This is a genomic window from Variovorax endophyticus, from assembly GCF_025376855.1.
Taxonomy (GTDB): Bacteria; Pseudomonadota; Gammaproteobacteria; order Burkholderiales; family Burkholderiaceae_C; genus Variovorax.
Genome location: NZ_JAHUTH010000020.1, coordinates 21,656 through 41,927 on the forward strand (window position 1 = coordinate 21,656; position 20,272 = coordinate 41,927).

Annotated in this window: 20 protein-coding genes; 10 read left to right on the forward strand and 10 right to left on the reverse strand. The window is 70.6% G+C overall.

The annotated features are described in order from the left end of the window. Positions 1-6 precede the first annotated feature (6 nt). Together KV106_RS24150 and KV106_RS24155 are read right to left on the reverse strand one after the other, a co-directional pair. A complete protein-coding gene (locus KV106_RS24150) occupies positions 7-1,128 on the reverse strand; it encodes an alpha/beta hydrolase family protein (protein ID WP_057594376.1) in 1,122 nt (373 codons plus the stop codon). Continuing rightward, positions 1,121-1,666 carry a VOC family protein gene (locus KV106_RS24155; protein WP_057594377.1) on the reverse strand — a complete coding sequence of 182 codons (546 nt, stop codon included), beginning with the start codon at positions 1,664-1,666 and terminating at the stop codon, positions 1,121-1,123. The genes KV106_RS24150 and KV106_RS24155 overlap by 8 nt, the downstream gene beginning before the upstream one ends. Positions 1,667-1,772: 106 nt before the next feature. On the opposite strand from KV106_RS24155, the gene KV106_RS24160 reads away from it, so the two are divergent. The 3 genes from KV106_RS24160 to pyk all read left to right on the forward strand — a co-directional run bounded on the left by KV106_RS24160 (position 1,773) and on the right by pyk (position 5,513). Continuing rightward, positions 1,773-2,681 carry a LysR family transcriptional regulator gene (locus KV106_RS24160; RefSeq protein WP_093351278.1) on the forward strand — a complete coding sequence of 303 codons (909 nt, stop codon included), beginning with the start codon at positions 1,773-1,775 and terminating at the stop codon, positions 2,679-2,681. A gap of 89 nt (positions 2,682-2,770) precedes the next feature. Continuing rightward, positions 2,771-3,964, forward strand: a complete 1,194-nt coding sequence (locus tag KV106_RS24165) for a phosphoglycerate kinase (protein WP_057594379.1) — start codon at positions 2,771-2,773, stop codon at positions 3,962-3,964. A gap of 100 nt (positions 3,965-4,064) precedes the next feature. After that, positions 4,065-5,513: a pyruvate kinase gene (gene pyk, locus KV106_RS24170; protein WP_057594380.1), complete on the forward strand. Its 1,449-nt coding sequence runs from the start codon at positions 4,065-4,067 to the stop codon at positions 5,511-5,513. Here pyk and KV106_RS24175 read toward each other — a convergent pair whose 3' ends face one another. Further along, on the reverse strand, positions 5,514-6,530 hold the full coding sequence (locus tag KV106_RS24175; protein ID WP_057594381.1) for a 1-aminocyclopropane-1-carboxylate deaminase: 1,017 nt from the start codon (positions 6,528-6,530) through the stop codon (positions 5,514-5,516). A 151-nt stretch (positions 6,531-6,681) separates the two neighbouring features. Between KV106_RS24175 and KV106_RS24180 the strand changes: the two genes are divergently transcribed. The 4 genes from KV106_RS24180 to KV106_RS24195 all read left to right on the forward strand — a co-directional run bounded on the left by KV106_RS24180 (position 6,682) and on the right by KV106_RS24195 (position 10,372). Next, entirely contained in the window at positions 6,682-7,221 is a 540-nt protein-coding gene (locus KV106_RS24180; RefSeq protein WP_261212863.1) for an Lrp/AsnC family transcriptional regulator, read from the forward strand. 82 nt (positions 7,222-7,303) lie between these two features. Beyond that, a complete protein-coding gene (locus KV106_RS24185; protein ID WP_082322028.1) occupies positions 7,304-8,233 on the forward strand; it encodes an alpha/beta hydrolase in 930 nt (309 codons plus the stop codon). A gap of 66 nt (positions 8,234-8,299) precedes the next feature. Further along, positions 8,300-9,364 (forward strand): class II fructose-bisphosphate aldolase, encoded by a 1,065-nt coding sequence (fba, locus tag KV106_RS24190; RefSeq protein ID WP_057594383.1) that lies wholly within the window; start codon positions 8,300-8,302, stop codon positions 9,362-9,364. A 102-nt stretch (positions 9,365-9,466) separates the two neighbouring features. Continuing rightward, positions 9,467-10,372 carry a phosphoribosylaminoimidazolesuccinocarboxamide synthase gene (locus KV106_RS24195; protein ID WP_261212864.1) on the forward strand — a complete coding sequence of 302 codons (906 nt, stop codon included), beginning with the start codon at positions 9,467-9,469 and terminating at the stop codon, positions 10,370-10,372. A gap of 54 nt (positions 10,373-10,426) precedes the next feature. Here the strand turns inward: KV106_RS24195 and KV106_RS24200 are convergent, their stop codons facing one another. From KV106_RS24200 to KV106_RS24215, 4 genes are all read right to left on the reverse strand, one after another. Next, complete coding sequence (locus tag KV106_RS24200; RefSeq protein ID WP_057594385.1) at positions 10,427-10,873, reverse strand: META domain-containing protein; 447 nt, start codon at positions 10,871-10,873, stop codon at positions 10,427-10,429. Positions 10,874-10,986: 113 nt separating this feature from the next. Beyond that, entirely contained in the window at positions 10,987-12,288 is a 1,302-nt protein-coding gene (locus KV106_RS24205; protein ID WP_261213088.1) for a type II toxin-antitoxin system HipA family toxin, read from the reverse strand. A gap of 41 nt (positions 12,289-12,329) precedes the next feature. Continuing rightward, positions 12,330-12,629 carry a helix-turn-helix transcriptional regulator gene (locus KV106_RS24210; protein WP_057594386.1) on the reverse strand — a complete coding sequence of 100 codons (300 nt, stop codon included), beginning with the start codon at positions 12,627-12,629 and terminating at the stop codon, positions 12,330-12,332. Between the two features lie 131 nt (positions 12,630-12,760). Further along, positions 12,761-13,681, reverse strand: a complete 921-nt coding sequence (locus tag KV106_RS24215; RefSeq protein WP_261212865.1) for a tetratricopeptide repeat protein — start codon at positions 13,679-13,681, stop codon at positions 12,761-12,763. A gap of 36 nt (positions 13,682-13,717) precedes the next feature. Between KV106_RS24215 and purE the strand changes: the two genes are divergently transcribed. The 3 genes from purE to KV106_RS24230 are packed head-to-tail and all read left to right on the forward strand — an operon-like array spanning position 13,718 to position 16,447. Beyond that, on the forward strand, positions 13,718-14,260 hold the full coding sequence (gene purE, locus KV106_RS24220) for a 5-(carboxyamino)imidazole ribonucleotide mutase (RefSeq protein WP_261212866.1): 543 nt from the start codon (positions 13,718-13,720) through the stop codon (positions 14,258-14,260). Further along, a complete protein-coding gene (locus KV106_RS24225; RefSeq protein ID WP_261212867.1) occupies positions 14,257-15,438 on the forward strand; it encodes a 5-(carboxyamino)imidazole ribonucleotide synthase in 1,182 nt (393 codons plus the stop codon). Before purE ends, KV106_RS24225 begins: the two co-directional genes overlap by 4 nt. Before the next feature lie 7 nt (positions 15,439-15,445). Continuing rightward, on the forward strand, positions 15,446-16,447 hold the full coding sequence (locus KV106_RS24230; protein WP_057594390.1) for an L-threonylcarbamoyladenylate synthase: 1,002 nt from the start codon (positions 15,446-15,448) through the stop codon (positions 16,445-16,447). 26 nt (positions 16,448-16,473) lie between these two features. On the opposite strand, the gene KV106_RS24235 is transcribed toward KV106_RS24230, so the two are convergent. The 3 genes from KV106_RS24235 to KV106_RS24245 all read right to left on the reverse strand — a co-directional run bounded on the left by KV106_RS24235 (position 16,474) and on the right by KV106_RS24245 (position 20,236). Continuing rightward, positions 16,474-18,072 (reverse strand): alpha/beta hydrolase family protein, encoded by a 1,599-nt coding sequence (locus KV106_RS24235; protein WP_261212868.1) that lies wholly within the window; start codon positions 18,070-18,072, stop codon positions 16,474-16,476. Positions 18,073-18,191: 119 nt separating this feature from the next. Next, entirely contained in the window at positions 18,192-19,640 is a 1,449-nt protein-coding gene (dacB, locus tag KV106_RS24240) for a D-alanyl-D-alanine carboxypeptidase/D-alanyl-D-alanine endopeptidase (RefSeq protein WP_261212869.1), read from the reverse strand. Between the two features lie 8 nt (positions 19,641-19,648). Next, a complete protein-coding gene (locus tag KV106_RS24245; protein WP_261212870.1) occupies positions 19,649-20,236 on the reverse strand; it encodes an NUDIX domain-containing protein in 588 nt (195 codons plus the stop codon). Positions 20,237-20,272: the final 36 nt, after the last annotated feature.

The following is a 20,272-nucleotide window of genomic DNA, read 5'->3' on the forward strand; positions in this document are numbered from 1 at the left end:
GCGTGACTAGAGCGAATGCGCGAACTCGGCGATCGCGTCGGCGGCCTTCGGCACCAGTTCCGGCTGGCCCGCGAGGTAGTGGTTGCCGCCGACGATGTCGACGTTGCGGATGCGCGCGCCGCCCGCGGCCAGCCAGGCATCGCGCGTGCTCGGGAAGGTCGACTGGTCGCCGGTGTAGGTCAGCAGCAGCTTGGGCACCGTGGTGCGCGCGAGGTTGGTGGGGCCGTCGGCCTGCGAGCGCGAGGACCACTGCGACAGGAAGGCCGTGAGCGAGGTGGTGCGGCCCATCGCGTTGGCCGAGTAGTTGACCTGGCGCGCATCGCCCCAGACGCTGCCGGGCAGGCGGTCGTTGGGATCGAGCGAGAGGTCGACGCAGCGCGGATCGGCGTGGGTGCGGTAGACGATGAAGGTCTGGTCGCGCGGCGCGCCCACGGTGCCGCGCAGCAGCGCGAGCCGGTCGAGGCACCACTGCTCGATGCGCGCGAGCCGCGCCTGCTGCGCGGCGGAAAAGCGCGCGAGGAAGTCGGCGTCGTAGGGCACGCGATGGCGCGCGTCGTACATGTCGAGTTCGGGGTCCACCGACAGCGGGTCGTGCTCGTCGGTGACCGAGGGATCGATCCAGTCGCGCATCAGCCGCGTGCGGCCCAGGTGCGCGGCGCACAGCGCGATGCCGTCGACCGGCGGCAGGTCGCCGGGGTGCAGGTGGGTGGGGTCGCCGTCGGGGAAGTGCGTGGCCGTGAGCCGCTCTGCCTGCGCCTGGTAGAAGGCCGCGAGCGCGGCGCCGCCCGAGTTGCCGACCAGGAACACCTTCTCGTAGCCGGCCGCGCGCAGGTACTGCACGCCGGCGCCCAGGTCCTGGATCGCGCGCTCCATCAGCAGCACCGTGTCGTTGCCGGCGTAGCGCGAGTTGAGCCCCATGCAGCAGATGCCGCGCTCGGCCAGCGGCGCGATCAGGTAGTGGCCCATGAAGTTGCTGGTGGGATGCATCACGATCGCCGCGATGCGCTTCGGACCCGCGGGCGCGCGGTACGCGCCGTAGATGCGCGGGCGCAGCATCTGCAGGCCCGACTGGCTCTCGAGCGCCGCGCCCGGCTTGACGTCGATGACGGCGAGTTGCAGTTCAGGCATCGGCCGTGCCTTTCGCGGCCAGCAGCTGCGCCTTGCGCGCGGTCCAGGCGTCGAGGTCGGCATGGGCGCGCAGCGCGTGCGCGTCCATCTCGGCCTGCGGCACGGTGGGCGTGGTCAGTTCCACGCGGATGCCGTTGGGGTCGAAGAAGTAGATCGACTCGATGATGTGGTGGTCGGTGATGCCCAGCACCTCGACGCCCGCGGCCTCGAGCCGGGCCTTGGCGGCCAGCAGGTCGGGCACGCCGTCCACGCGCAGCGCGATGTGGTTGACCCACGAGGGCGTGTTGGGCGAGGGCAGCGCGGCGATGTCGTCGCCGAGGTCGAAGAAGGCGATGAAGGAGCCGTCGCGCATCCGGAAGAAGATGTGGACGTAGGGGCAGTACTCGCCGGTGCTCGGCACGTGGTCGCTCTTGATCACGTGCACCAGCGGCAGGCCGAGCAGGTCCTCGTAGAAGCGGCGGGTTTCCTCGCTGTCGCGGCAGCGCCAGGCGAAATGGTGCAGGCCCCGGATCGGGGGCGCGGCGGATGGGGTCGGCATCGGGCTTGTCTCCGGGACGGCCATCGGGGTCGTCCGAGCCGGTATTGGGCGATGGCCGGACCTATGATGCAATCGAAATTAATTCATCGATTGATGAAATAGCCATATGAATCTGACCTTGCGCCAGTTGCGCGCCTTCGCCGCCGTCGCCGAGACCGGCAGCTTCACCGCCGCGGCCCAGCAGCTGCACCTGACCCAGTCGGCGCTCAGCGTGCTGGTGCGCGAGCTCGAGCGCGAGATGGGCGTGCAACTGCTCGACCGCCACACGCGGCGCGTGCTGCTGTCGGAGGCCGGGCGCGAGTTCCTGCCCTCGGTGCACCGGCTGCTCGGCGACCTCGCGGGCGCGGTGGCCGGCGTGACCGAGCTGCGCGACAAGAAGAAGGGCCTGCTGCGGCTGGCCGCGCCGCAGCTCATGGCCTGCACGCTGATGCCGCGCGTGATCGCCGTGTATCGCGCGCAATACCCCGACGTGGAGGTGCGGCTGGCCGACACCCTGCCCGAGCACCTGCTCGACGGCATCCTCGCGGGCGAGGTCGAGCTGGCCGTGGGGCAGGACCTCGAGGTCGACCCGGCGCTGATCGAGCGCCGCACGCTGCTGCGCGACCGCCACTGGCTGATCTGCCCGCCCGGCCACGCCTTCGAGGGGCGGCGCAAGGTGCGCTGGGCCGAACTGGCGCCCTACACCTTCATCGCGCCCACGCGCGACTTCCGCCAGCGCGTGCTGCCCGAACTCGCGAGCGCCGAGCGCGCCTGGATGCAGCGCCCCGGCACCCAGGAGGTGTCGTACATGACGACCGCGCTCGGCATGGTGGCCTCGGGGCTCGGGCTGACCGTGTGCCCGACCTACTCGGCGCCGCTGGTGCAGGCGCACGGGCTGCGCATGGTGCGGCTGGAGGCGCCCGATTTCCATCGCGAGGTCTGCGTCTACGGCGCGGCGCGGCGTTCGCTGTCGCCCGCGGCGGCCAGCTTCGTGCAAATTCTGGAGCGCTTCGCGAGCGAGCGGGGCGAGGCCTGAAAAGCATCGGCCGGCGTCACGAGACGCACAGTCGCGCAGTGAGGCCCTACCTACAATGCGGGGCGACCCGTATCCATCCCATCCAGACCATGAACGTTCTTCGATTCACCGACCTCTGCGCCCAGGGCAAAGCCGCCGGCCAGCGCGTCTTCATCCGTGCCGACCTCAACGTGCCGCAGGACGATGCCGGCAACATCACCGAGGACACCCGCATCCGCGCCTCGGTGCCCTGCATCCAGCTGGCGCTCGACGCCGGTGCCGCGGTGATGGTCACCTCGCACCTGGGCCGCCCGACCGAGGGCGAGTTCAAGCCCGAGGATTCGCTGGCGCCGGTCGCGAAGCGCCTGGGCGAGCTGCTGGGCCGCGAGGTGCCGCTGGTCGCGAACTGGGTCGACGGCGTCGACGTGAAGCCGGGCCAGGTCGTGCTGCTCGAGAACTGCCGCCTCAACAAGGGCGAGAAGAAGAACGACGAGGCGCTCGCGCGCAAGCTCGCCGCGCTGACCGACATCTACGTCAACGACGCCTTCGGCACCGCGCACCGCGCCGAGGCCACCACCTACGGCATCGCGCAGTTCGCCAAGGTGGCGAGCGCAGGCCCGCTGCTGGCGGCCGAGATCGACGCCATCACCAAGGCGCTGGCCCAGCCCAAGCGCCCGCTGGTGGCGATCGTCGCGGGCTCCAAGGTCAGCACCAAGCTCACGATCCTGCAGAGCCTGTCGGCCAACGTCGACCAGCTGATCGTCGGCGGCGGCATCGCCAACACCTTCCTGCTCGCGGCCGGCCTGAAGATCGGCAAGTCGCTGGCCGAGCCCGACCTGGTCGACCAGGCGAAGTCGGTGATCGAATCGATGCGCGCGCGCGGCGCCGACGTGCCGATCCCGGTCGACGTGGTCACGGCCAAGACCTTCGCGGCCGACGCGCCCGCCACCGTCAAGGCGGCCGGCGAGGTGGCCGACGACGACCTGATCCTCGACATCGGCCCGAAGACGGCCGCGCAACTGGCCGCGCAACTGCGCGAGGCCGGCACCATCGTCTGGAACGGCCCGGTGGGCGTGTTCGAGTTCGACGCCTTCGCGGGCGGCACCAAGGCCATCGCCCAGGCGATCGCCGAGAGCAGCGCGTTCTCGATCGCCGGCGGCGGCGACACCCTCGCGGCGATCGCCAAGTACGGCATCGAGAAGGACGTGGGCTACATCTCGACCGGCGGCGGCGCCTTCCTCGAGGTGCTGGAGGGCAAGACCCTGCCGGCCTTCGAGATCCTGGCCAGGCGCGCCGCGGGCTGAGAGCGCGGAAGGCTCGCGCGGATGCCATCGATTCGCGCGGTGTCTTCCACGCGACACATAAAGTGTATACAGTAGCGGATACAAAAACGGAGATAAATCCATGAGCACCGACCGCCTTCCCCGCCACGCCACCAAGATCGTCGCCACGCTCGGCCCCGCGTCGAGCACGCCCGAGCTGCTCGAGCAGATGATCATCCACAAGGTCAGCGTGGTCCGGCTCAACTTCAGCCACGGGACGGCGCAGGACCACATCGACCGCGCCACCATGGTCCGCGAGGCGGCGCGCAAGGCCGGCCGCGAGGTCGCGATCATGGCCGACCTGCAGGGCCCGAAGATCCGCGTGGGCAAGTTCGCGCAGGGCAAGATCTGGCTCGAGCCGGGCGCGAAGTTCGTGCTCGACGCCTCGCGCACCGAGCCCGGCGACATCGATGCCGTGGGCCTCGACTACAAGGACCTGCCGCGCGACGTGCGCGCCGGCGACCGGCTGCTGCTCAACGACGGCCTGATCGTGCTGGTGGTCGACGCCGTGCGCGGCGAGGCGGTGCACACCACCGTCAAGCTCGGCGGCGAGCTCTCGAACAACAAGGGCATCAACAAGCAGGGCGGCGGCCTCACGGCGCCGGCGCTCACGGCCAAGGACATGGAGGACATCAAGACCGCGATGAGCTTCCAGGCCGACTACGTGGCCGTGAGCTTCCCGAAGAACGCGACCGACATGGAAATGGCGCGCCAGCTGTGCAACGTGGCCGCGGCCGAGTACGGCCACAAGCCCGGGCTGATCGCGAAGATCGAGCGCGCCGAGGCGATCCCGCGGCTCGAGGAGATCCTTCGCGCCAGCGACGGCATCATGGTCGCGCGCGGCGACCTCGCGGTCGAGGTCGGCAATGCCGCGGTGCCGGCGCTGCAGAAGAAGATGATCCGCATGGCGCGCGACATGGACAAGGTGGCGATCACCGCGACCCAGATGATGGAGTCGATGATCACCAACCCCGTGCCCACGCGCGCCGAGGTCAGCGACGTGGCGAACGCGGTGCTCGACGGCACCGACGCCGTGATGCTCTCGGCCGAGACCGCCTCGGGCCGCTACCCGCTCGAGACCGTGCAGGAGATGAGCCGCATCTGCGAGGCCGCCGAGGCCGCGGAGGACAAGCAGCTCGACGCCGACTTCAGCGGCCAGTCCTATGCGCGCATCGACCAGTCGATCGCCATGGGCGCGCTGTTCACCGCCCATCACCTGGGCGCCAAGGCCATCGTCGCGCTGACCGAGTCGGGCTCGACCCCGCTGTGGATGAGCCGCCACCGCGCCCACATCCCGATGTACGCGCTGACCTCGCGCCTGGCCACGCAGCGCAAGATGGCGCTCTACCGCAACGTGCGCCCGCTGCTGATGGATTCGGAAAGCGACCGCGATACCGCGCTCGAGCAGGCCGAGGCGCATCTGAAGAAGCGCGGCATCGTGCAGAGCGGCGACGTCTACGCGATCACCTGCGGCGAGCCGATGGGCGCGCCGGGCGGCACCAACATGCTGAAGATCTGCCGCGCGAGCTGATCAGCCGTTGCGGAACAGGAAGCTGTAGGCATTGAGGGCGGGCACGCCGCCCAGGTGCGCATAGAGCACGCGTGAGCCGGCCGGGAATTCGCCCAGGCGCACCTTCTCGATCATCCCGTGCATCGACTTGCCCTCGTACACGGGGTCGGTCAGCATGCCCTCGAAGCGCGCGCTCAGGCGGATCGCCTCCAGCGTGCCTTCGTTCGGCAGGCCGTACTCGGGGCCGCCGAAGCGGCGGTCGAGCACCACGTCGCGCTCGGTGATCTCGCGGCCCAGCTCGATCAGCTCGGCCGTGTTGCGCGCGATGCGCAGGATCTGCTCGAAGGTCTGCTGCGGCTTGGCCGAGGCGTCGATGCCGATCACGCGGTCGGCCCGACCGTCGGCCGCGAAGCCCGCCACCATGCCGGCCTGCGTGCTGCCCGTGACCGAGCAGACCACGATGTAGTCGAACTTGAAGCCGAGCTCGGCCTCCTGCTGGCGCACTTCCTCGGCGAAGCCCACGAAGCCCAGCCCGCCCAGCGGATGCTCGGAGCAGCCCGCGGGAATCGGGAACGGCTTGCCGCCGGCCTGGCGCACGCTGTCCATCGCGTCCTCCCAGCTCTTGCGGATGCCGATGTCGAAGCCGGCCGCGTCGAGCCGCACGTCGGCGCCGAGGATGCGCGACATCTCGATGTTGCCCACGCGGTCGTACACCGCGTCGGAGTAGTTGACCCAGTTCTCCTGCACCAGCACGCACTTCAGGCCCAGGTGCGCGGCCACCGCGGCCACCTGCCGGGTCTGGTTCGACTGGATGCCGCCGATCGACACCAGCGTGTCGTAGCCGCCCTCGAGCGCCTCGGGGATCAGGTACTCGAGCTTGCGCGTCTTGTTGCCGCCGAAGGCGAGGCCGCTGTTGCAGTCCTCGCGCTTCGCATAGAGCTCGACCTTGCCGCCGAGGTGGGCGCTCAGGCGCCGGAGCGGATGGATCGGCGTCGGGCCGAAGGTCAGCACGTGGCGGGGGAATTTCTTCAGGTTCATCGGCAAGACTCCAGGGTGAAGCACAGGGGAAGGGCGATGGAGCCGATGGTAGGAAGAAGGTGGAGCAACAGGGTTGCAAAATTAGATGGCCTTGCGAACCAAAAGAAATCAAGATGCGGGAATCGAAGCCATTTGATGCGCCAAAGTCTCCATGAGCACAACAAAATTGCGTTCCTCGCCTGCACGTTCCGTCAAGCCGCAACAGGCCCCCACGCCCGCCGTTTCGGCGGCCGCCGCGCTCGACCGCACCGACCGCGCGATCCTGCGTGCGCTGCAGCGCGACGCCTCGATGTCCAACGTCGCGCTGGCCGCCAAGGTCAGCCTCAGCGCGCCGGCCTGCCTGCGCCGCGTCGAGCGGCTCAAGGCCTCGGGCCTGATCAGGGGCGTGGTCGCGCTGCTCGACGCGCAGGCGCTCGACATGGGCATGCTGGTGATGATCGGCGTGGTGCTCGACCGCTCCACGCCCGACTCCTTCGCCGACTTCGAGAAGGCCGCGCAGAAGGTCTCGGGCTGCCTCGAGTGCCACGTGGTCACGGGCGAGTTCGACTACTTCATGCTGGTGCGCACGCGCGACAACGACAGCTTCAACCGGCTGCATGCCGAGCAACTGCTCTACCTGCCGGGCGTGCGCCAGATCCGGACCTTCGTCGTGCTCAAGCAGGTGCTGTCGACCACACAGCTGCCTCTCTGACACGCGGCGCGCGCGCCATGCGCTGCAATCGGCGCTTCGCCGCGCCGCGAAACCGGCGTCCCTTCCCGCGCGTACCCCTTCGATGACCTTTCCCGTCCTTGCGTCGATCCGCCGGCGCCGCCGTGCCCTGACCACCGCCCTGGGCGTCGCCGCGGCCACCGCGCTGGCGGCCTGCTCGCCGATCAAGCTGCTCAACGGCCTGGTGCCCACCGACACCTACCAGTTCCAGGGCGACATCGCCTACGGGCCCGCGCCGCGCCAGCAGCTCGACGTCTACCAGCCATTGCCCGACACCGTGCCCGCGCGCGGCCGGCGGCCGCTGGTGGTGTTCTTCTTCGGCGGCACCTGGACCACCGGCGACCGCGAGAGCTACCGCTTCCTCGGCGAGGCGCTGGCCGCGCGCGGTGCGGTGGTGGTGGTGCCCGACTACGGCCTGTCGCCGCGCCACACCTACCCGGTGTTCGTGCGCGACAGCGCGCTGGCGGTGAAATGGGCGCTCGACAACGCGGCCCAGCTCGGCGCCGACCCGAAGCAGGTCTACGTGATGGGCCACAGCTCGGGCGGCTACAACGCGGCCATGGTCGCGCTCGACGGCCGCTGGCTCGGCGAGCTCGGCGCCAGTCCGCGCCAGCTCGCGGGCTGGATCGGGCTGGCCGGGCCCTACGACTTCCTGCCCATCGGCGATCCGCAGACCCGCGTCGCCTTCGACTGGCCCCGCACGCCGGCCGACTCGCAGCCGCTCGCGCACGTCACGCCGGGCGCGCCGCGCACGCTGCTGATGGCCGCGGCCAAGGACAACCTGGTCTACCCCGAGCGCAACACCCTGCCGCTGGCCGCCGCGCTGCGCGCCGCGGGCGTGCCGGTCGAGGTGCGGGTGTTCGACAACCTGAGCCACGTCACGCTGATGGGCGCCTTCGGCAAGCCCATCCAGTGGCTCGGCGGGCCGGTGCTGCCGCCGGTCGTCGAGTTCCTCGGGTTGCCGTCAGTCCCGTCCCACAAGGGCGCTCGGTAGAATCGCGGCAGTTTTCTCTCGTCTTTTCCCCGTCTTCTCACCCTATTTCCCGCGAGGTATTTCCCCATGGCACTCGTCTCGATGCGCGAACTGCTGGACCATGCAGCCGCCAACGGCTACGGCATTCCGGCCTTCAACGTCAACAACCTCGAACAGGTGCAGGCCGTCATGGAAGCGGCCAAGGAAGTCGGCGCGCCCGTGATCCTCCAGGCCAGCGCGGGCGCCCGCAAGTACGCCGGCGAAGCCTTCATCAAGCACCTGATCCAGGCCGCCATCGAGGCCTATCCGCAGATCCCGCTGGTGATGCATCAGGACCACGGCCAGAGCCCGGCCATCTGCCAGGGCGCCATCGACCTCGGCTTCTCGTCCGTGATGATGGACGGCTCGCTCAAGGAAGACGGCAAGACGCCGGCTTCGTTCGACTACAACGTCGACGTGACCCGCAAGGTGGTGCAGCTGGCCCACAAGGTCGGCGTCACCGTCGAGGGCGAACTGGGCTGCCTGGGCTCGCTCGAGACCGGCATGGCCGGCGAGGAAGACGGCATCGGCGCCGAGGGCGTGCTCGACCACTCGGCCCTGCTGACCGACCCCGAGGAAGCCGCCCAGTTCGTGAAGGCCACGCAGCTCGACGCGCTGGCCATCGCCATCGGCACCAGCCACGGCGCCTACAAGTTCACCCGCAAGCCCACCGGCGACATCCTGTCGATCTCGCGCGTGAAGGAAATCCACGCCCGCCTGCCCAACACCCACCTGGTGATGCACGGTTCGTCGTCGGTGCCGCAGGACCTGCTCGAGATCATTCGCCAGTACGGCGGCAACATGAAGGAAACCTACGGCGTGCCGGTCGAGGAAATCCAGGAAGCCATCAAGTACGGCGTGCGCAAGATCAACATCGACACCGACATCCGCCTCGCGATGACCGGCGCGGTGCGCAAGTTCATGGCCGAGAACCCCGAGAAGTTCGATGCCCGCGAGTGGCTCAAGCCCGCGCGCGAAGCCGCCAAGCAGATCTGCAAGCAGCGCTACATCGAGTTCGGCTGCGAAGGCCAGGCGCCCAAGATCAAGGGCGAATCGCTGCAGATCGTCGCCGCCAAGTACGCCAAGGGCGAACTCGCGCAAGAAGTGGTCTGAGCCGCTTGCCGTGAATCGCCGGCCACCGCTCGCGGTGGCTTTTTTCTGCGCGCACAATCCGCTTCACCGTCTCCCGTTTTTCACCGTTCGCCGTCCCTGCCCATGACCACCGTCCACACCTCCTCCATCCAGAGCCTGCCCCTGCTTGCGCGCGGGAAGGTGCGCGACAACTACGCGGTCGGCGAGGACCGCATCCTGATGGTCGCGAGCGACCGGCTCAGCGCCTTCGACGTGATCATGGGCGAGCCGATCCCCGGCAAGGGCGAGATCCTCACGCAGATGGCGCTGTGGTGGTTCGAGCGGCTCGGCCAGCTCTGCCCCAACCACCTGACCGGCGACGCGCCCGAGAGCGTGGTCAAGCCCGAGGAAGTCACCCAGGTCACGGGCCGCTCGATGCTGGTCAAGCGCCTGAAGCCGATCCCGGTCGAGGCCGTGGTGCGCGGCTACCTGGCCGGCAGCGGCTGGAAGGAATACCAGGAATCGCGCGCGGTCTGCGGCGTGCCGCTGCCCGAGGGCCTGACCAACGCGAGCAAGCTGCCGCGCCCGATCTTCACGCCCGCGGCCAAGGCCGCGGCCGGCGAGCACGACGAGAACATCAGCTACGAGCGCGTGGTCGAGATCGTCGGCCCCAAGCTCGCGCAGCAGATCCGCGAGACCAGCATCGCGATCTACGAGACCGCGGCCCAGATCGCGCTGGCCAAGGGCATGATCATTGCCGACACCAAGTTCGAATTCGGCCTCGACGAGGCCGGCACGCTGGTGCTGATGGACGAGGTGCTCACGCCCGACAGCTCGCGCTACTGGCCGGTCGAGGGCTACGAGGCCGCGCTGGCCGCCGGCACCAACCCGCCGAGCTACGACAAGCAGTTCGTGCGCGACTGGCTCGAGGCCACGAAGATCAACGGCAAGCCCTGGGACAAGACGCCGCCGGCGCCGCGCCTGCCGGCCGAGGTGATCGAGAAGACCGCCGCCAAGTACCGCGAGGCGCTGGAGCGGCTGACGGCCTGAGCGGGCCGGGTTTCGTATTCAAAGAAAGGGCCGGTTCTCCGGCCCTTTTCCTTTTCAGCGTCCCGAACTCAGGGTTGCCACCGTGCGTCCGCCCGCGTCGAGCAAGGTCAGCCGTCCGGGCGCCAGCCGGTAGCTGGTCGTGCCCTGCAGCACCGCGAGGAACTGCGCCTCGGTCGCACCGCGCACCGGGTCGGCGCAGGCCATGCGGGTGGCGGCGATCTGGCCGATGCGCAGGGCGCTGCCGGTGCGCGTGTACGAGCCCGAAATCCGGTTGCAGCCGCCCGAGCCGGTGACGCGCGCGTTGGCGCGGTCGAACTGCAGCTGGGCGTCGCTGCCCGGCGCGATCGCTTCCTCGCCCAGTTGCGACAGGCGCCACACCGGGCCTTCGATCGGTTCGTCGAGGTTGATGCCGCTGCCGCAGGCGGTCAGCAGTGCCGCGAGCGCGGTGGCGGCGAGGGTGGGAAGCACGCGCAGGGCGGCAGGGCGGGCGGAGAAGCGCATGGCCGGTCGGTCCTTTTGACGAATCTGCAACAAGGTGAAATCGGTGTGATCGTATGCGAGCCGGCGTGGCTCGCCAACGCCGGGGGCCAGTGGGTGTTCGCAGGCCCGCGCGCTCAGCGCGGCAGGTCGGCCGCGAGCGCCACGCCGCCATCGAGCCGCGCCTGCACGCAGCGCCGCACCGCGGGCGGGATGGCCTCGTCGGCCAGCAGCGCCGGCCACTCGGCGCGCGCCTGGCGCACCGTGTCGCGTGCGATCGCGAGCAGCCGCGCGGGACGCAGCAGCCCGGCGTCGCGCAGCAGCGCCTCGAGCGCGGCCCAGCAGAAGCCGCGCAGCTTGGCGTCGATGGCGCGGTTGACCGCGTAGTCGCCGCCGGGCACCTGCTCGAAGAAGGCGGCCACGCAGACCGGGTCGTAGAGCGGCGCGAGCACGGGCGCCACGCCATCGGGATAGCGCAGCGCCCAGTTCTTCAGGTGGGCGTCGCTGTTGCCCAGCAGGATGAAGGCGACGATGCGGCGCACGAACTCGCGCACGTCGGCCACCGGGTTCGGCGACAGCCGGTCGAGCACGCGCAGCATCGCGGGTCCGTCGATCGCGAGGCCACGGCCATACTTCTGGCGCGGCTCGTACTGCAGCACCTGCGCGAACTCCTCCATGTGGATGCGCCCGCCGTCGGGCGTGCGGTCGAAGCGGCGCACCGCGAGGATCTGCTCGAACGGCAACTGCTCGGGCAGGTCGGCGTCGGCGCGGCCGATCACGCTGGCCTCGGCGCAGTCCAGGCCGAGCGCGCCGCACAGGCGGTAGCCGGCGATCTCGTTCGCGACCAGGTCGGGGTGGCGCACGGTCGGCAGCTTGAGAATGAAGGAGCCGGCCGCGCCGTGGCGCCGCACCACGTAGCGCCGGCCATCCTGCACGGCCGAGAACTTGGTCACCACGCCGGGGATGGCGGCCGCGTCCTCCACCGGCAGCTCGACGAAGCCGGGCTCGAGCACGTCGAGCCCGAGCGCGGTGTGCCAGTGCCGCACCGTGTCGGGAATGCCCTCGGTCGGCGGCACCGGCTCGACCTCGATCGCGCCCATCAGGTCGTGCCCGGCGGCGGCCAGCAGTTCGAACTCGTCGTCGGCGCGGCAGCCGCGCTGCCGGGCGAGGCGCTCGCGGTTGTGGCCCTCGGGCAGCAGGTTCTGGAAGTAGGCGGGCCAGTGGCCGTCGCCGCGCGACACCCGCGCATCGCGCGCCGAGCCCAGGATGGCGCGCGTGGCGGCCTCGTCGGCGCCGCGGTAGGCCAGCGACAGCGTGGGGCGCGCCGGGTCGTCGACGTAGCCGGGGTCGAACGAGACGCGCAGGATGTCGCCGTACTGCGAGAGCCAGCCGATGGAGCGCCGGCGCGAGGCATCGCCGCCCGGGGCGTGCAGGTACATCCGCAGGTAGCGGATGCTGGTGCCGAAGGCGGCGCCGGCGGTCAAGGGCCGAGGCTCTGGGCGATGGAGGGCGGCGCCTCGATGCCGGCCGGCTGGCCGAGCAGCCGGCCGCCCGCGCGCACGAAGTCCTCGAGCGTGGGGCGCAGCGCCGTCGGCACGGGCATCAGCCCGAGCCCCAGCACGCGCGCCATCTCGAGCAAGGTCGACAGCCGCGGGTCGATCTGGCCGCTCTCGATGCGCTGCACCGTCATGCGCGACAGCCCGGCGGCCTTGGCCAGCGCCTCCTGGCTCAGGCCGGCCGCCTTGCGGGCTTGCTCGAGTTCCTGGATCAGATGGATCATTAGAGTGATCTTTTCAGGAAAAAAGAGTATTGATAGTAGCTATATGGAAGCGAATCAGCAATTAAAAAAGCGACTCTAAAGTCGCTTTTCAATGAAGTTGCGCATTCAAATGCGCTTTTGATTCACTCGCCTCAGCTCAGCACCACGCTGCTGAGCCGGCGCCGGTAGGTCGCCACGGTCGGATCGTCGGGCGGGATCTGGCCGTCGGCCACCTTCACCTTCGGCGGCTCGATCAGCTCGAGGATCGCCACGTAGGTCTTGCGCGCGAGTTCCTCGCTCCAGCTCTTGTCGCGCATCAGGATCTCGAGCAGCTCGTCCATCGCGGCAGTCCATTGCTGCTGCGCGACCAGCAGGCGGGCGCGGTCGAAGCGGGCCTGGAAGTCGCGCTTGTTGGCCGCGATCTTCGCGTCGAGCTCGGCCAACGCGGGTGCCGCGCCCGTGGGCGGGGCCGCGAAATCGATCGCGTCCATCCAGCGCTGCAGCGCATCGAAGCGGCGCACCACCGAGGCCTTGGCGATCACGGGCGCGAAGGCCACCTTGGCGTCGTCGGCGCGGTCGAGCTGCAGCAGCAGCTTCACGTAGTCGAAGCGCGCGTCGTCGTTGGCCGGGTCGGTGGCCACCGCGTGCTGCAGCTTCTCGAGCGCGCCCTCGGTGTCGCCCTCGGCCAGCGCCTCCTGCGCCGCCTCTTCCTCGGCGGCGGCCTCGGCCTCGTCGGCACCGGGCACGTGCTTGTCGAGGAATTCGCGGATCTTCTCGGCGGGAATGGCGCCGACGAAGCCGTCGACCGGCTGGCCGTCCTTGAACATCACGCAGAACGGGATGCTGCGCACGCCGAACATCTCGGAGAGCTGGGAGGAGATCTGCGGCACCTTGTCGGCGTCGAGCTTGGCCAGCGTGAAGCGTCCGGCGTACTCCACCTCGAGCTTTTCGAGCACCGGCCCGAGCTGCTTGCAGGGGCCGCACCATTCGGCCCAGATGTCCAGCAGCACCGGCCGGGCGAGGGAGGCTTCGATCAGCTCGTCCTGGAAATTTTCGAGAGTGATGTCGATCATCGGGAACAACTGGGGGTGAAACGTAAAATTGGAACCATGAACGAAACCATTCAGGTCGGTGTGGTGATGGGCTCGAGCTCCGATTGGGAGACGATGCGCAACGCGGTCGAGATTCTCCAGCAATTCGGCATCCGCCACGAAGCGAAGGTGGTCTCCGCCCACCGCATGCCGGATGCGCTCTTCGCGTACGCCGAAAGCGCCGCCGGGCGCGGAGTCGCGGCGATCATCGCCGGCGCGGGGGGCGCGGCCCACCTGCCGGGCATGCTGGCCTCCAAGACCACGGTGCCGGTGCTCGGCGTGCCGGTCGCCAGCCGGCACCTGCAGGGCGTCGATTCCCTCTACAGCATCGTGCAGATGCCCAAGGGCGTGCCGGTCGCCACCTTCGCCATCGGCAACGCGGGCGCGGCCAACGCGGCGCTGTTCGCGGTCTCGATGCTGGCCGTCAACGACCCCGGCCTGCGCGCCAGGCTCGACGCCTTCCGCGCGGCCCAGACCGCCGCGGCCGAGGCCATGGCGTTGCCGCCCGTGGAGCCGGCCCCGGTTTCTCCTTTCTCGCCGCAAGGCGGAGGTGCCCTGTGAGCAACAGCAAAGGTGACCTGCCGATCCTCCCGGGCGCCACGCTCGGCGTGCTCGGCGGCGGCCAGCTCGGCCGCATGTTCGTGCATGCCGCCCAGCGCATGGGTTACTTCACCGCGGTGCTCGACCCCGATGCCGACAGCCCGGCCGGCCGGGTCAGCCACCACCACATCCACACCGACTACGGCGACGTCGACGGCCTCGCGCGGCTGGCCGGCCTGGCCGACGCCGTGACCACCGAGTTCGAGAACGTGCCCGCGCCCTCGCTCGAGCACCTCGCGGTGGCGCGGCCGGTGGCGCCCGCCGCGCCGGCGATCGCGATCGCGCAGGACCGGATCGCCGAGAAGGCCCATTTCGGCCGCTGCGGCGTGGCCTGCGCGCCCTACGCGGCGATCGAGACCGCGGCCCAGCTGGCGGCGGTGGAAGACCGGCTCCTGCCCGGCATCCTGAAGACCGCGCGCCTGGGCTACGACGGCAAGGGCCAGCAGCGCGTGCGCACGCGCGCCGAGCTGGTCGAGGCCTGGCAGGCCACGGGCTGCGTGCCCTGCGTGCTCGAGAAGCTGCTGCCGCTGGACTTCGAATGCTCGGTGATCGTGGCGCGCGGCCGCGACGGCCAGCTGGTGCACTTCCCGCCCCAGCGCAACCTGCATCGCGACGGCATCCTGGCCGTGACCGAGGTGCATGGCCAGAACATGCCCAAGACCGTGGCCCAGGCCGCGATCACCGCGGCCAAGAACATCGCCAACGGCCTCGGCTACGTCGGCGTGCTGTGCGTCGAGTTCTTCGTGCTGGCCGACGGCTCGCTGGTGGTCAACGAGATGGCGCCGCGCCCGCACAACAGCGGCCACTACACCATGGAGGCCTGCGACGTGTCGCAGTTCGAGCTGCAGGTGCGCACCCTGGCCGGCCTGCCGCTGGCCATGCCGCGCCAGCACAGCCCGGCCGTGATGCTGAACCTGCTGGGCGACCTGTGGTTCTCGGCCTGCGACGACAAGCCGGTCTCGCCGCGCTGGAGCGAGGTGCTCGCGCTGCCCGGCGCCCACCTGCACCTGTACGGCAAGATCGAACCGCGCCGCGGCCGCAAGATGGGCCACCTGACCTTCACCGGCGCCGACGCCGACCAGGTGCGCGCCATCGCCTCGCAGGTCGCGCTGCTGCTCGGCCTGCCGCCGGTGGCATGAAGGCCGCATGATCCTCGACGGCCCATCGCCCGCAGCCATCGCCGAGGCGGCGCGCATCCTGCGCGCCGGCGGGCTGGTGGCCTTTCCCACCGAAACCGTCTACGGCCTCGGTGCCGACGCCAGCAACGACGCGGCCGTGGCCGGCATCTTCCAGGCCAAGGGCCGGCCGGCCGACCATCCGCTGATCGTGCACGTGGCCGCCGGCACCAAGGGCACCGAGGCGCTGTCGCGCTTCGCCCAGCCGCTGCCGCCGTTCGCGCAGAAGCTGGTGCAGGCCTTCTGGCCCGGACCGCTGACCCTGATCGTCACGCGCCAGCCCGGCGTGGCCGCCGCCGCCGCGGGCGGGCAGGACACCATCGGCCTGCGCTGCCCCTCGCACCCGGTGGCGCAGGCGCTGCTCGAGGCCTGCGCCGAGCAGGGCGTGCCCGGCCTCGCGGGCCCGAGCGCCAACCGCTTCGGCCGCGTGAGCCCGACCACCGCGCAGCACGTGTTCGGCGAATTCGGCGACACCGTGCCGGTGCTCGACGGCGGCGCCTGCGAGGTCGGCATCGAGTCGACCATCGTCGACTGCAGCCGCGGCGCGCCGGTGCTGCTGCGCCCGGGGCTGATCACGCGCGCGCAGATCGAGGCCGCCTGCGGCGAACGCCTGCGCGACCGCGAGCTCATGGCGATGCCCGACCCGCGCGCCTCGGGCACGCTGGAGGCGCACTACGCGCCCGACGCCAAGGTGCGGCTGATGGACGCCAAGGCGATCCAGACCGGCCTCGACGTGCTGGGCGCCAATGCCGCCCACATCGCGATCTGGACCCGCAGCGCCGTGCGCAGCCGTTCGCAGCGCGTCGTGCAGCGCCGCATGCCCGACGACGCCGCCGCCAGCGCGCAGCAGCTGTTCGCGGTGCTGCGCGAGTTCGACGCCGAGGGCGTCAAGCTGATCTGGGTCGAGACGCCGCCCGACACGCCCGAGTGGGAGGGCGTGCGCGACCGCCTGCAGCGGGCCGCCGCGGCCTGAAATCGGGATCGGGCAGCCTCCCAGCCTCAGCCCCCCACCGCCAGCACGCCCTGGAAGAAGCCGCGTGCCGCCGCCAGGCAGAACGGCGGCGCCAGCGTGCCGTGGTAGGCCAGCATCACGGCGCGCGCCTTGTCGGCGTCGCTGCCGCCGGTGCTCTGCGCGAGCACGTCCTTGGCCTGGGCGAAGCCGGCGCGCGCGGCCGAGTAGGCGTCGGTGGTCGCGCTGTCCTCGAGGTCGACCACGGTCAGCCGCTCCGACGGCACGCCCTTGGCGCGGAAGTAGCCGGCGGTGGCTTGGGTGCTCAGGAAGTTGACGGTCGGGTCCTGCGCGCCGCCGCACATCAGCACCGGCCTGGCCGGCACCCAGTTGCGCAGGTCGTTGGCGCGCGCCGCCTTGCGGAAGCCCAGCGTGGGCGCGCAGTCGAGCGGCGTGGCCGAGTTCAGCGAGGCGGGGGTGGCCTTCAGGGCGTTGCCGGGGCAGGGGCTGCCGTCGATGTCGTTGGAGGCGCGCGTCAGGTAGCTCTGGCGCACCAGGTTGCCGGCGCCGTAGAAGATCGACAGCGAGGGATCGACCGGGCCGGGCGTGGCGCCGGCCGGATACAGCGCGAGCTGCGGCAGCTTGCCCTGCGCGATCAGCGTGCTGGTGGGCGTGAGGCTGGGCAGCAGGGTGTCGATGCCGGTCGCGTACTGCGCCTCGTAGATGTCGCTGGTGTTGCTGTAGACGTCGCCGAACTGCTGTTGCCAGCTGGTCGACAGCAGCGGCACGAACAGCGTGCTGCCGAGCGCCGGCCAGCCCTTGAAGTTGTAGTCCACCAGCAGGCTGATGGCCGAGGGGGCCGACAGCGGCGCCGAGGCCGTCACCGTCTTGCCCGTGGCCTGCAGCTCGCGGTGCGCGGCCAGCGCCACGTAGCCGCCCTGCGAATAGCCGGTGACGAACAGCGAGCCCGCGTCCGAGGCGTCGATGTTGGCGAAGGTCTTGCGCGCGGCGGTCAGCGCATCGACCATGTCCTTGCCCTGCTGGTCGCCGTTGAGGTAGGGGTGGTAGGGCAGCGTCGACTTGTCGTAGCCCGCGTAGTTGGGCGCCACCACGATGAAGCCCTGCGCCGCCAGCATGGCCGCGACCACCACGCCCTCGCCGGCGGCGGCCTGGTTCACGTCTGCCCACTTGGCGATGTTGTAGTCGCGCGCGGCGTTGGTGCCGTGGGCGTACAGCACGATCGGGCGCGGGCCGCTGCAGGCCGCGTCGCCGCCGCGCGGCACCATGATGGCGGCCGTGGCGTTGGTGGCCTCGCCCTTGCCGCCGACGGTGCGGTATTCGAGGTAGCGCGTGTCGATGCCGCACTTGGGCGTGCCCGACACCTGCAGCAGCGCCTTGCCCTTGTCGTCGAGCTGCAGCAGCGTGCGGAAATCGCCGGCCGACAGGCTCAGCACGCGCTCGGGCGGATTGGTCACGACCGAGCCGCGGCCGGTGTCCTCGGGCGGCGGCGGCGCGGGCGGGAAGGTGCCGATGCCGAAGCCGCCGCCCCCGCCGCCCCCGCCGCAGGCCGAGAGCAGCAGCGTCGCGCTCGCGAAGGCGGCGGCGAGCAGGTTGCGGGAAGGGGAGGGTGGCGGTACGAGGCTTGGCACGTCGGGGTCTCCTGGATCTTCGAACGAACGGGCGTTCGATTCTGTCAGTGCCCCGGTGCCATGCAAGCAGTGCTTGCCTGCACAACGTTTTCAGTACAGGCCGCCGGGCCCGCGGTCGTTCAGTTGTCCTGCGCGGTCCAGTCGACCAGCGCGTCGAAGGCCGCGCGCGCCGCGCCCGCGTTCTCGGCGTTGGCGATCGCCACCAGCACGTAGCGCCGGCCGCTCGCGCCATGCACGTAGCCCGCGATGCCCGAGGCGTCGCGCAGGGTGCCGGTCTTCAGGTGCGCGGCGCCGCCCGAGCGCAGCGTGCGCTTGCGCAGGGTGCCGTCCACGCCGAGCGCGGGCAGCGAGCCCACGAGCTCGGGCATCACCGGCGAGCGCCAGGCCACCTGCAGCATCCTGCCGAGCGCGGCCGCGCTGATGCGCTCGTCGCGCGACAGGCCCGAGCCGTTCTCGAACACCGGCGGCGCCTCGCCGGTGCCGATGCGCTCGCGCCACCACTGCACCAGCGCGCCGCGCGAGGCCTCGAAGGTGCCGCGGTTCTTCTGCGTGAGGCCGAGGGTCAGGAACACCTGCTGCGCCATCACGTTGTTGCTGTACTTGTTGATGTCGCGGATCACCTCGGGCAGCGGCGGCGAGGCGAACTCGAACGCCGGCTTGAGCCCCGCGGGCACGCGGCCCTCGCGCATCTGGCCGCCCACGCGCCCGCCCATCTCGGCCCACAGGCCGCCGATGGCGCGCAGCGCGTAGCTGCGCGGATCGGCATAGGCCACGGCCCAGCTCTTCTCGCCGCAGGCGGCGGGAAAGCCGCCGTTGAAGCGGATGCGGTTCGGATCGCCGTAGTCGGCGCGCAGCGCCGTGCGCCAGTCGCCGCATTCGCCGGGCGAAAGCGGCACCGTCTGCGGCATCGCCACGGCCGCCAGCGGCGGCTCGTAGCTCACGCGCGCGAACTGGCCGCCGCGGTCGGGCACGAAGCTCATGTTGACCGACTTGAAGTTCAGCAGCAGCGCATCGGGCGAGGCGTTGTAGGGGCGCAGCGGCTCGCCGTCGAAGGCGCCAGGGTCGTTCTCAACCGTGTTCTCGAAGGCGCTGCGGTCGATCACGATGTCGCCGCTCACGCTCGTGATGCCCAGGCCCTGCACGTGGCGCAGCAGCAGCCACATGCGCTCGATCACCAGCTTGGGATCGCCCTGGCCCTTGATGTAGAGGTTGCCGTTGAGCACGCCGTTGGCGATGCTGCCCTCGACGTAGACCGGCGTGTTCCAGGTGTAGGCCGCGCCCAGCAGGTCGAGCGCCGCGTAGGTGGTCACCAGCTTCATGATCGAGGCGGGATTCACAGGCACCTGCGTGCGCCAGGCCAGCCGCGGCGGGCGCAGGCCGTCGGCATCGGCGACCAGCATGGTCACGGCGTCGCGCGGCAGCTTGGCGCGGGCCAGCGCGGCATCGACCTCGGCCGGCAGCGGCTGCGGCTGCTGGGCGTGGGCGCCGGCCGCCAGGCACAGCGCGATGGCGCAGAGCGCGCGGGAAGGACGGGGAAAGGAAAAGCGTGCGACGGTGACAGCGGGCATGCGGCCCATTATCCCGGCGCGAAAAGATGCAGCCGCGCGTGGTACAGCAGCAGGATCGTCTTCGCGTCCGCGATGCGGCCGTCGGCCACCATGGCCAGCGCCTCGTCGATGCCGAACTCGAGCACCTCGATGTCCTCGCCCTCCTCGGCCAGCCCGCCGCCCGCGCCCACGCGCATCGAGGGCTCGTACTCGGCGACGAAGAAGTGCAGCTTCTCGGTCACCGAGCCCGGGCTCATGAAGCATTCGAAGACCTTGTGCACCGTGCCCAGCCGGTAGCCGAGCTCTTCCTCGACCTCGGCGCGGATGCGTTCCTCGGGCGCCGCGTTGTCGAGCAGGCCGGCCGCGGCCTCGATCAGCAGGTCGTCCCAGCCGTTGACGAAGGCCGGGTAGCGGAACTGCCGCGTCAGCAGCACCGTGCGCCGCGCGCGGTTGTAGGCCAGCAGGGTGGCGCCGTTGCCGCGGTCGTAGGTCTCGCGGTGCATGCGCTGCCAGCTGCCGTCGTTGCGGCGCCAGTCGAAGGCCGTGGTCTTCAGCGTGTACCAGTTGTCGGAGAGAAGGGTGACTTCGTGCACCCGGACGCGGTCTTGCAGGGTCATGGCGGCGAGCATAGGTGCGAATTCGTGCAATAACAA

Excerpts from the sequence above, each read along its gene's own strand:
- KV106_RS24210 (WP_057594386.1), bottom strand. The coding sequence starts at position 12,629 with ATGATCCATCTGATCCAGGAACTCGAGCAAGCCCGCAAGGCGGCCGGC.
- fba (WP_057594383.1), top strand. The coding sequence starts at position 8,300 with ATGGCACTCGTCTCGATGCGCGAACTGCTGGACCATGCAGCCGCCAAC.
- KV106_RS24155 (WP_057594377.1), bottom strand. The coding sequence starts at position 1,666 with ATGCCGACCCCATCCGCCGCGCCCCCGATCCGGGGCCTGCACCATTTC.
- purE (WP_261212866.1), top strand. The coding sequence starts at position 13,718 with ATGAACGAAACCATTCAGGTCGGTGTGGTGATGGGCTCGAGCTCCGAT.
- KV106_RS24180 (WP_261212863.1), top strand. The coding sequence starts at position 6,682 with ATGAGCACAACAAAATTGCGTTCCTCGCCTGCACGTTCCGTCAAGCCG.
- KV106_RS24230 (WP_057594390.1), top strand. The coding sequence starts at position 15,446 with ATGATCCTCGACGGCCCATCGCCCGCAGCCATCGCCGAGGCGGCGCGC.
- KV106_RS24185 (WP_082322028.1), top strand. The coding sequence starts at position 7,304 with ATGACCTTTCCCGTCCTTGCGTCGATCCGCCGGCGCCGCCGTGCCCTG.
- KV106_RS24200 (WP_057594385.1), bottom strand. The coding sequence starts at position 10,873 with ATGCGCTTCTCCGCCCGCCCTGCCGCCCTGCGCGTGCTTCCCACCCTC.
- KV106_RS24175 (WP_057594381.1), bottom strand. The coding sequence starts at position 6,530 with ATGAACCTGAAGAAATTCCCCCGCCACGTGCTGACCTTCGGCCCGACG.
- KV106_RS24205 (WP_261213088.1), bottom strand. The coding sequence starts at position 12,288 with ATGTACCTGCACGCCCCGGGCGGCGATGCCTCGCGCCGGCGCTCCATC.
- KV106_RS24165 (WP_057594379.1), top strand. The coding sequence starts at position 2,771 with ATGAACGTTCTTCGATTCACCGACCTCTGCGCCCAGGGCAAAGCCGCC.
- dacB (WP_261212869.1), bottom strand. The coding sequence starts at position 19,640 with ATGCCCGCTGTCACCGTCGCACGCTTTTCCTTTCCCCGTCCTTCCCGC.
- KV106_RS24215 (WP_261212865.1), bottom strand. The coding sequence starts at position 13,681 with ATGATCGACATCACTCTCGAAAATTTCCAGGACGAGCTGATCGAAGCC.
- KV106_RS24150 (WP_057594376.1), bottom strand. The coding sequence starts at position 1,128 with ATGCCTGAACTGCAACTCGCCGTCATCGACGTCAAGCCGGGCGCGGCG.
- KV106_RS24160 (WP_093351278.1), top strand. The coding sequence starts at position 1,773 with ATGAATCTGACCTTGCGCCAGTTGCGCGCCTTCGCCGCCGTCGCCGAG.
- KV106_RS24195 (WP_261212864.1), top strand. The coding sequence starts at position 9,467 with ATGACCACCGTCCACACCTCCTCCATCCAGAGCCTGCCCCTGCTTGCG.
- pyk (WP_057594380.1), top strand. The coding sequence starts at position 4,065 with ATGAGCACCGACCGCCTTCCCCGCCACGCCACCAAGATCGTCGCCACG.
- KV106_RS24245 (WP_261212870.1), bottom strand. The coding sequence starts at position 20,236 with ATGACCCTGCAAGACCGCGTCCGGGTGCACGAAGTCACCCTTCTCTCC.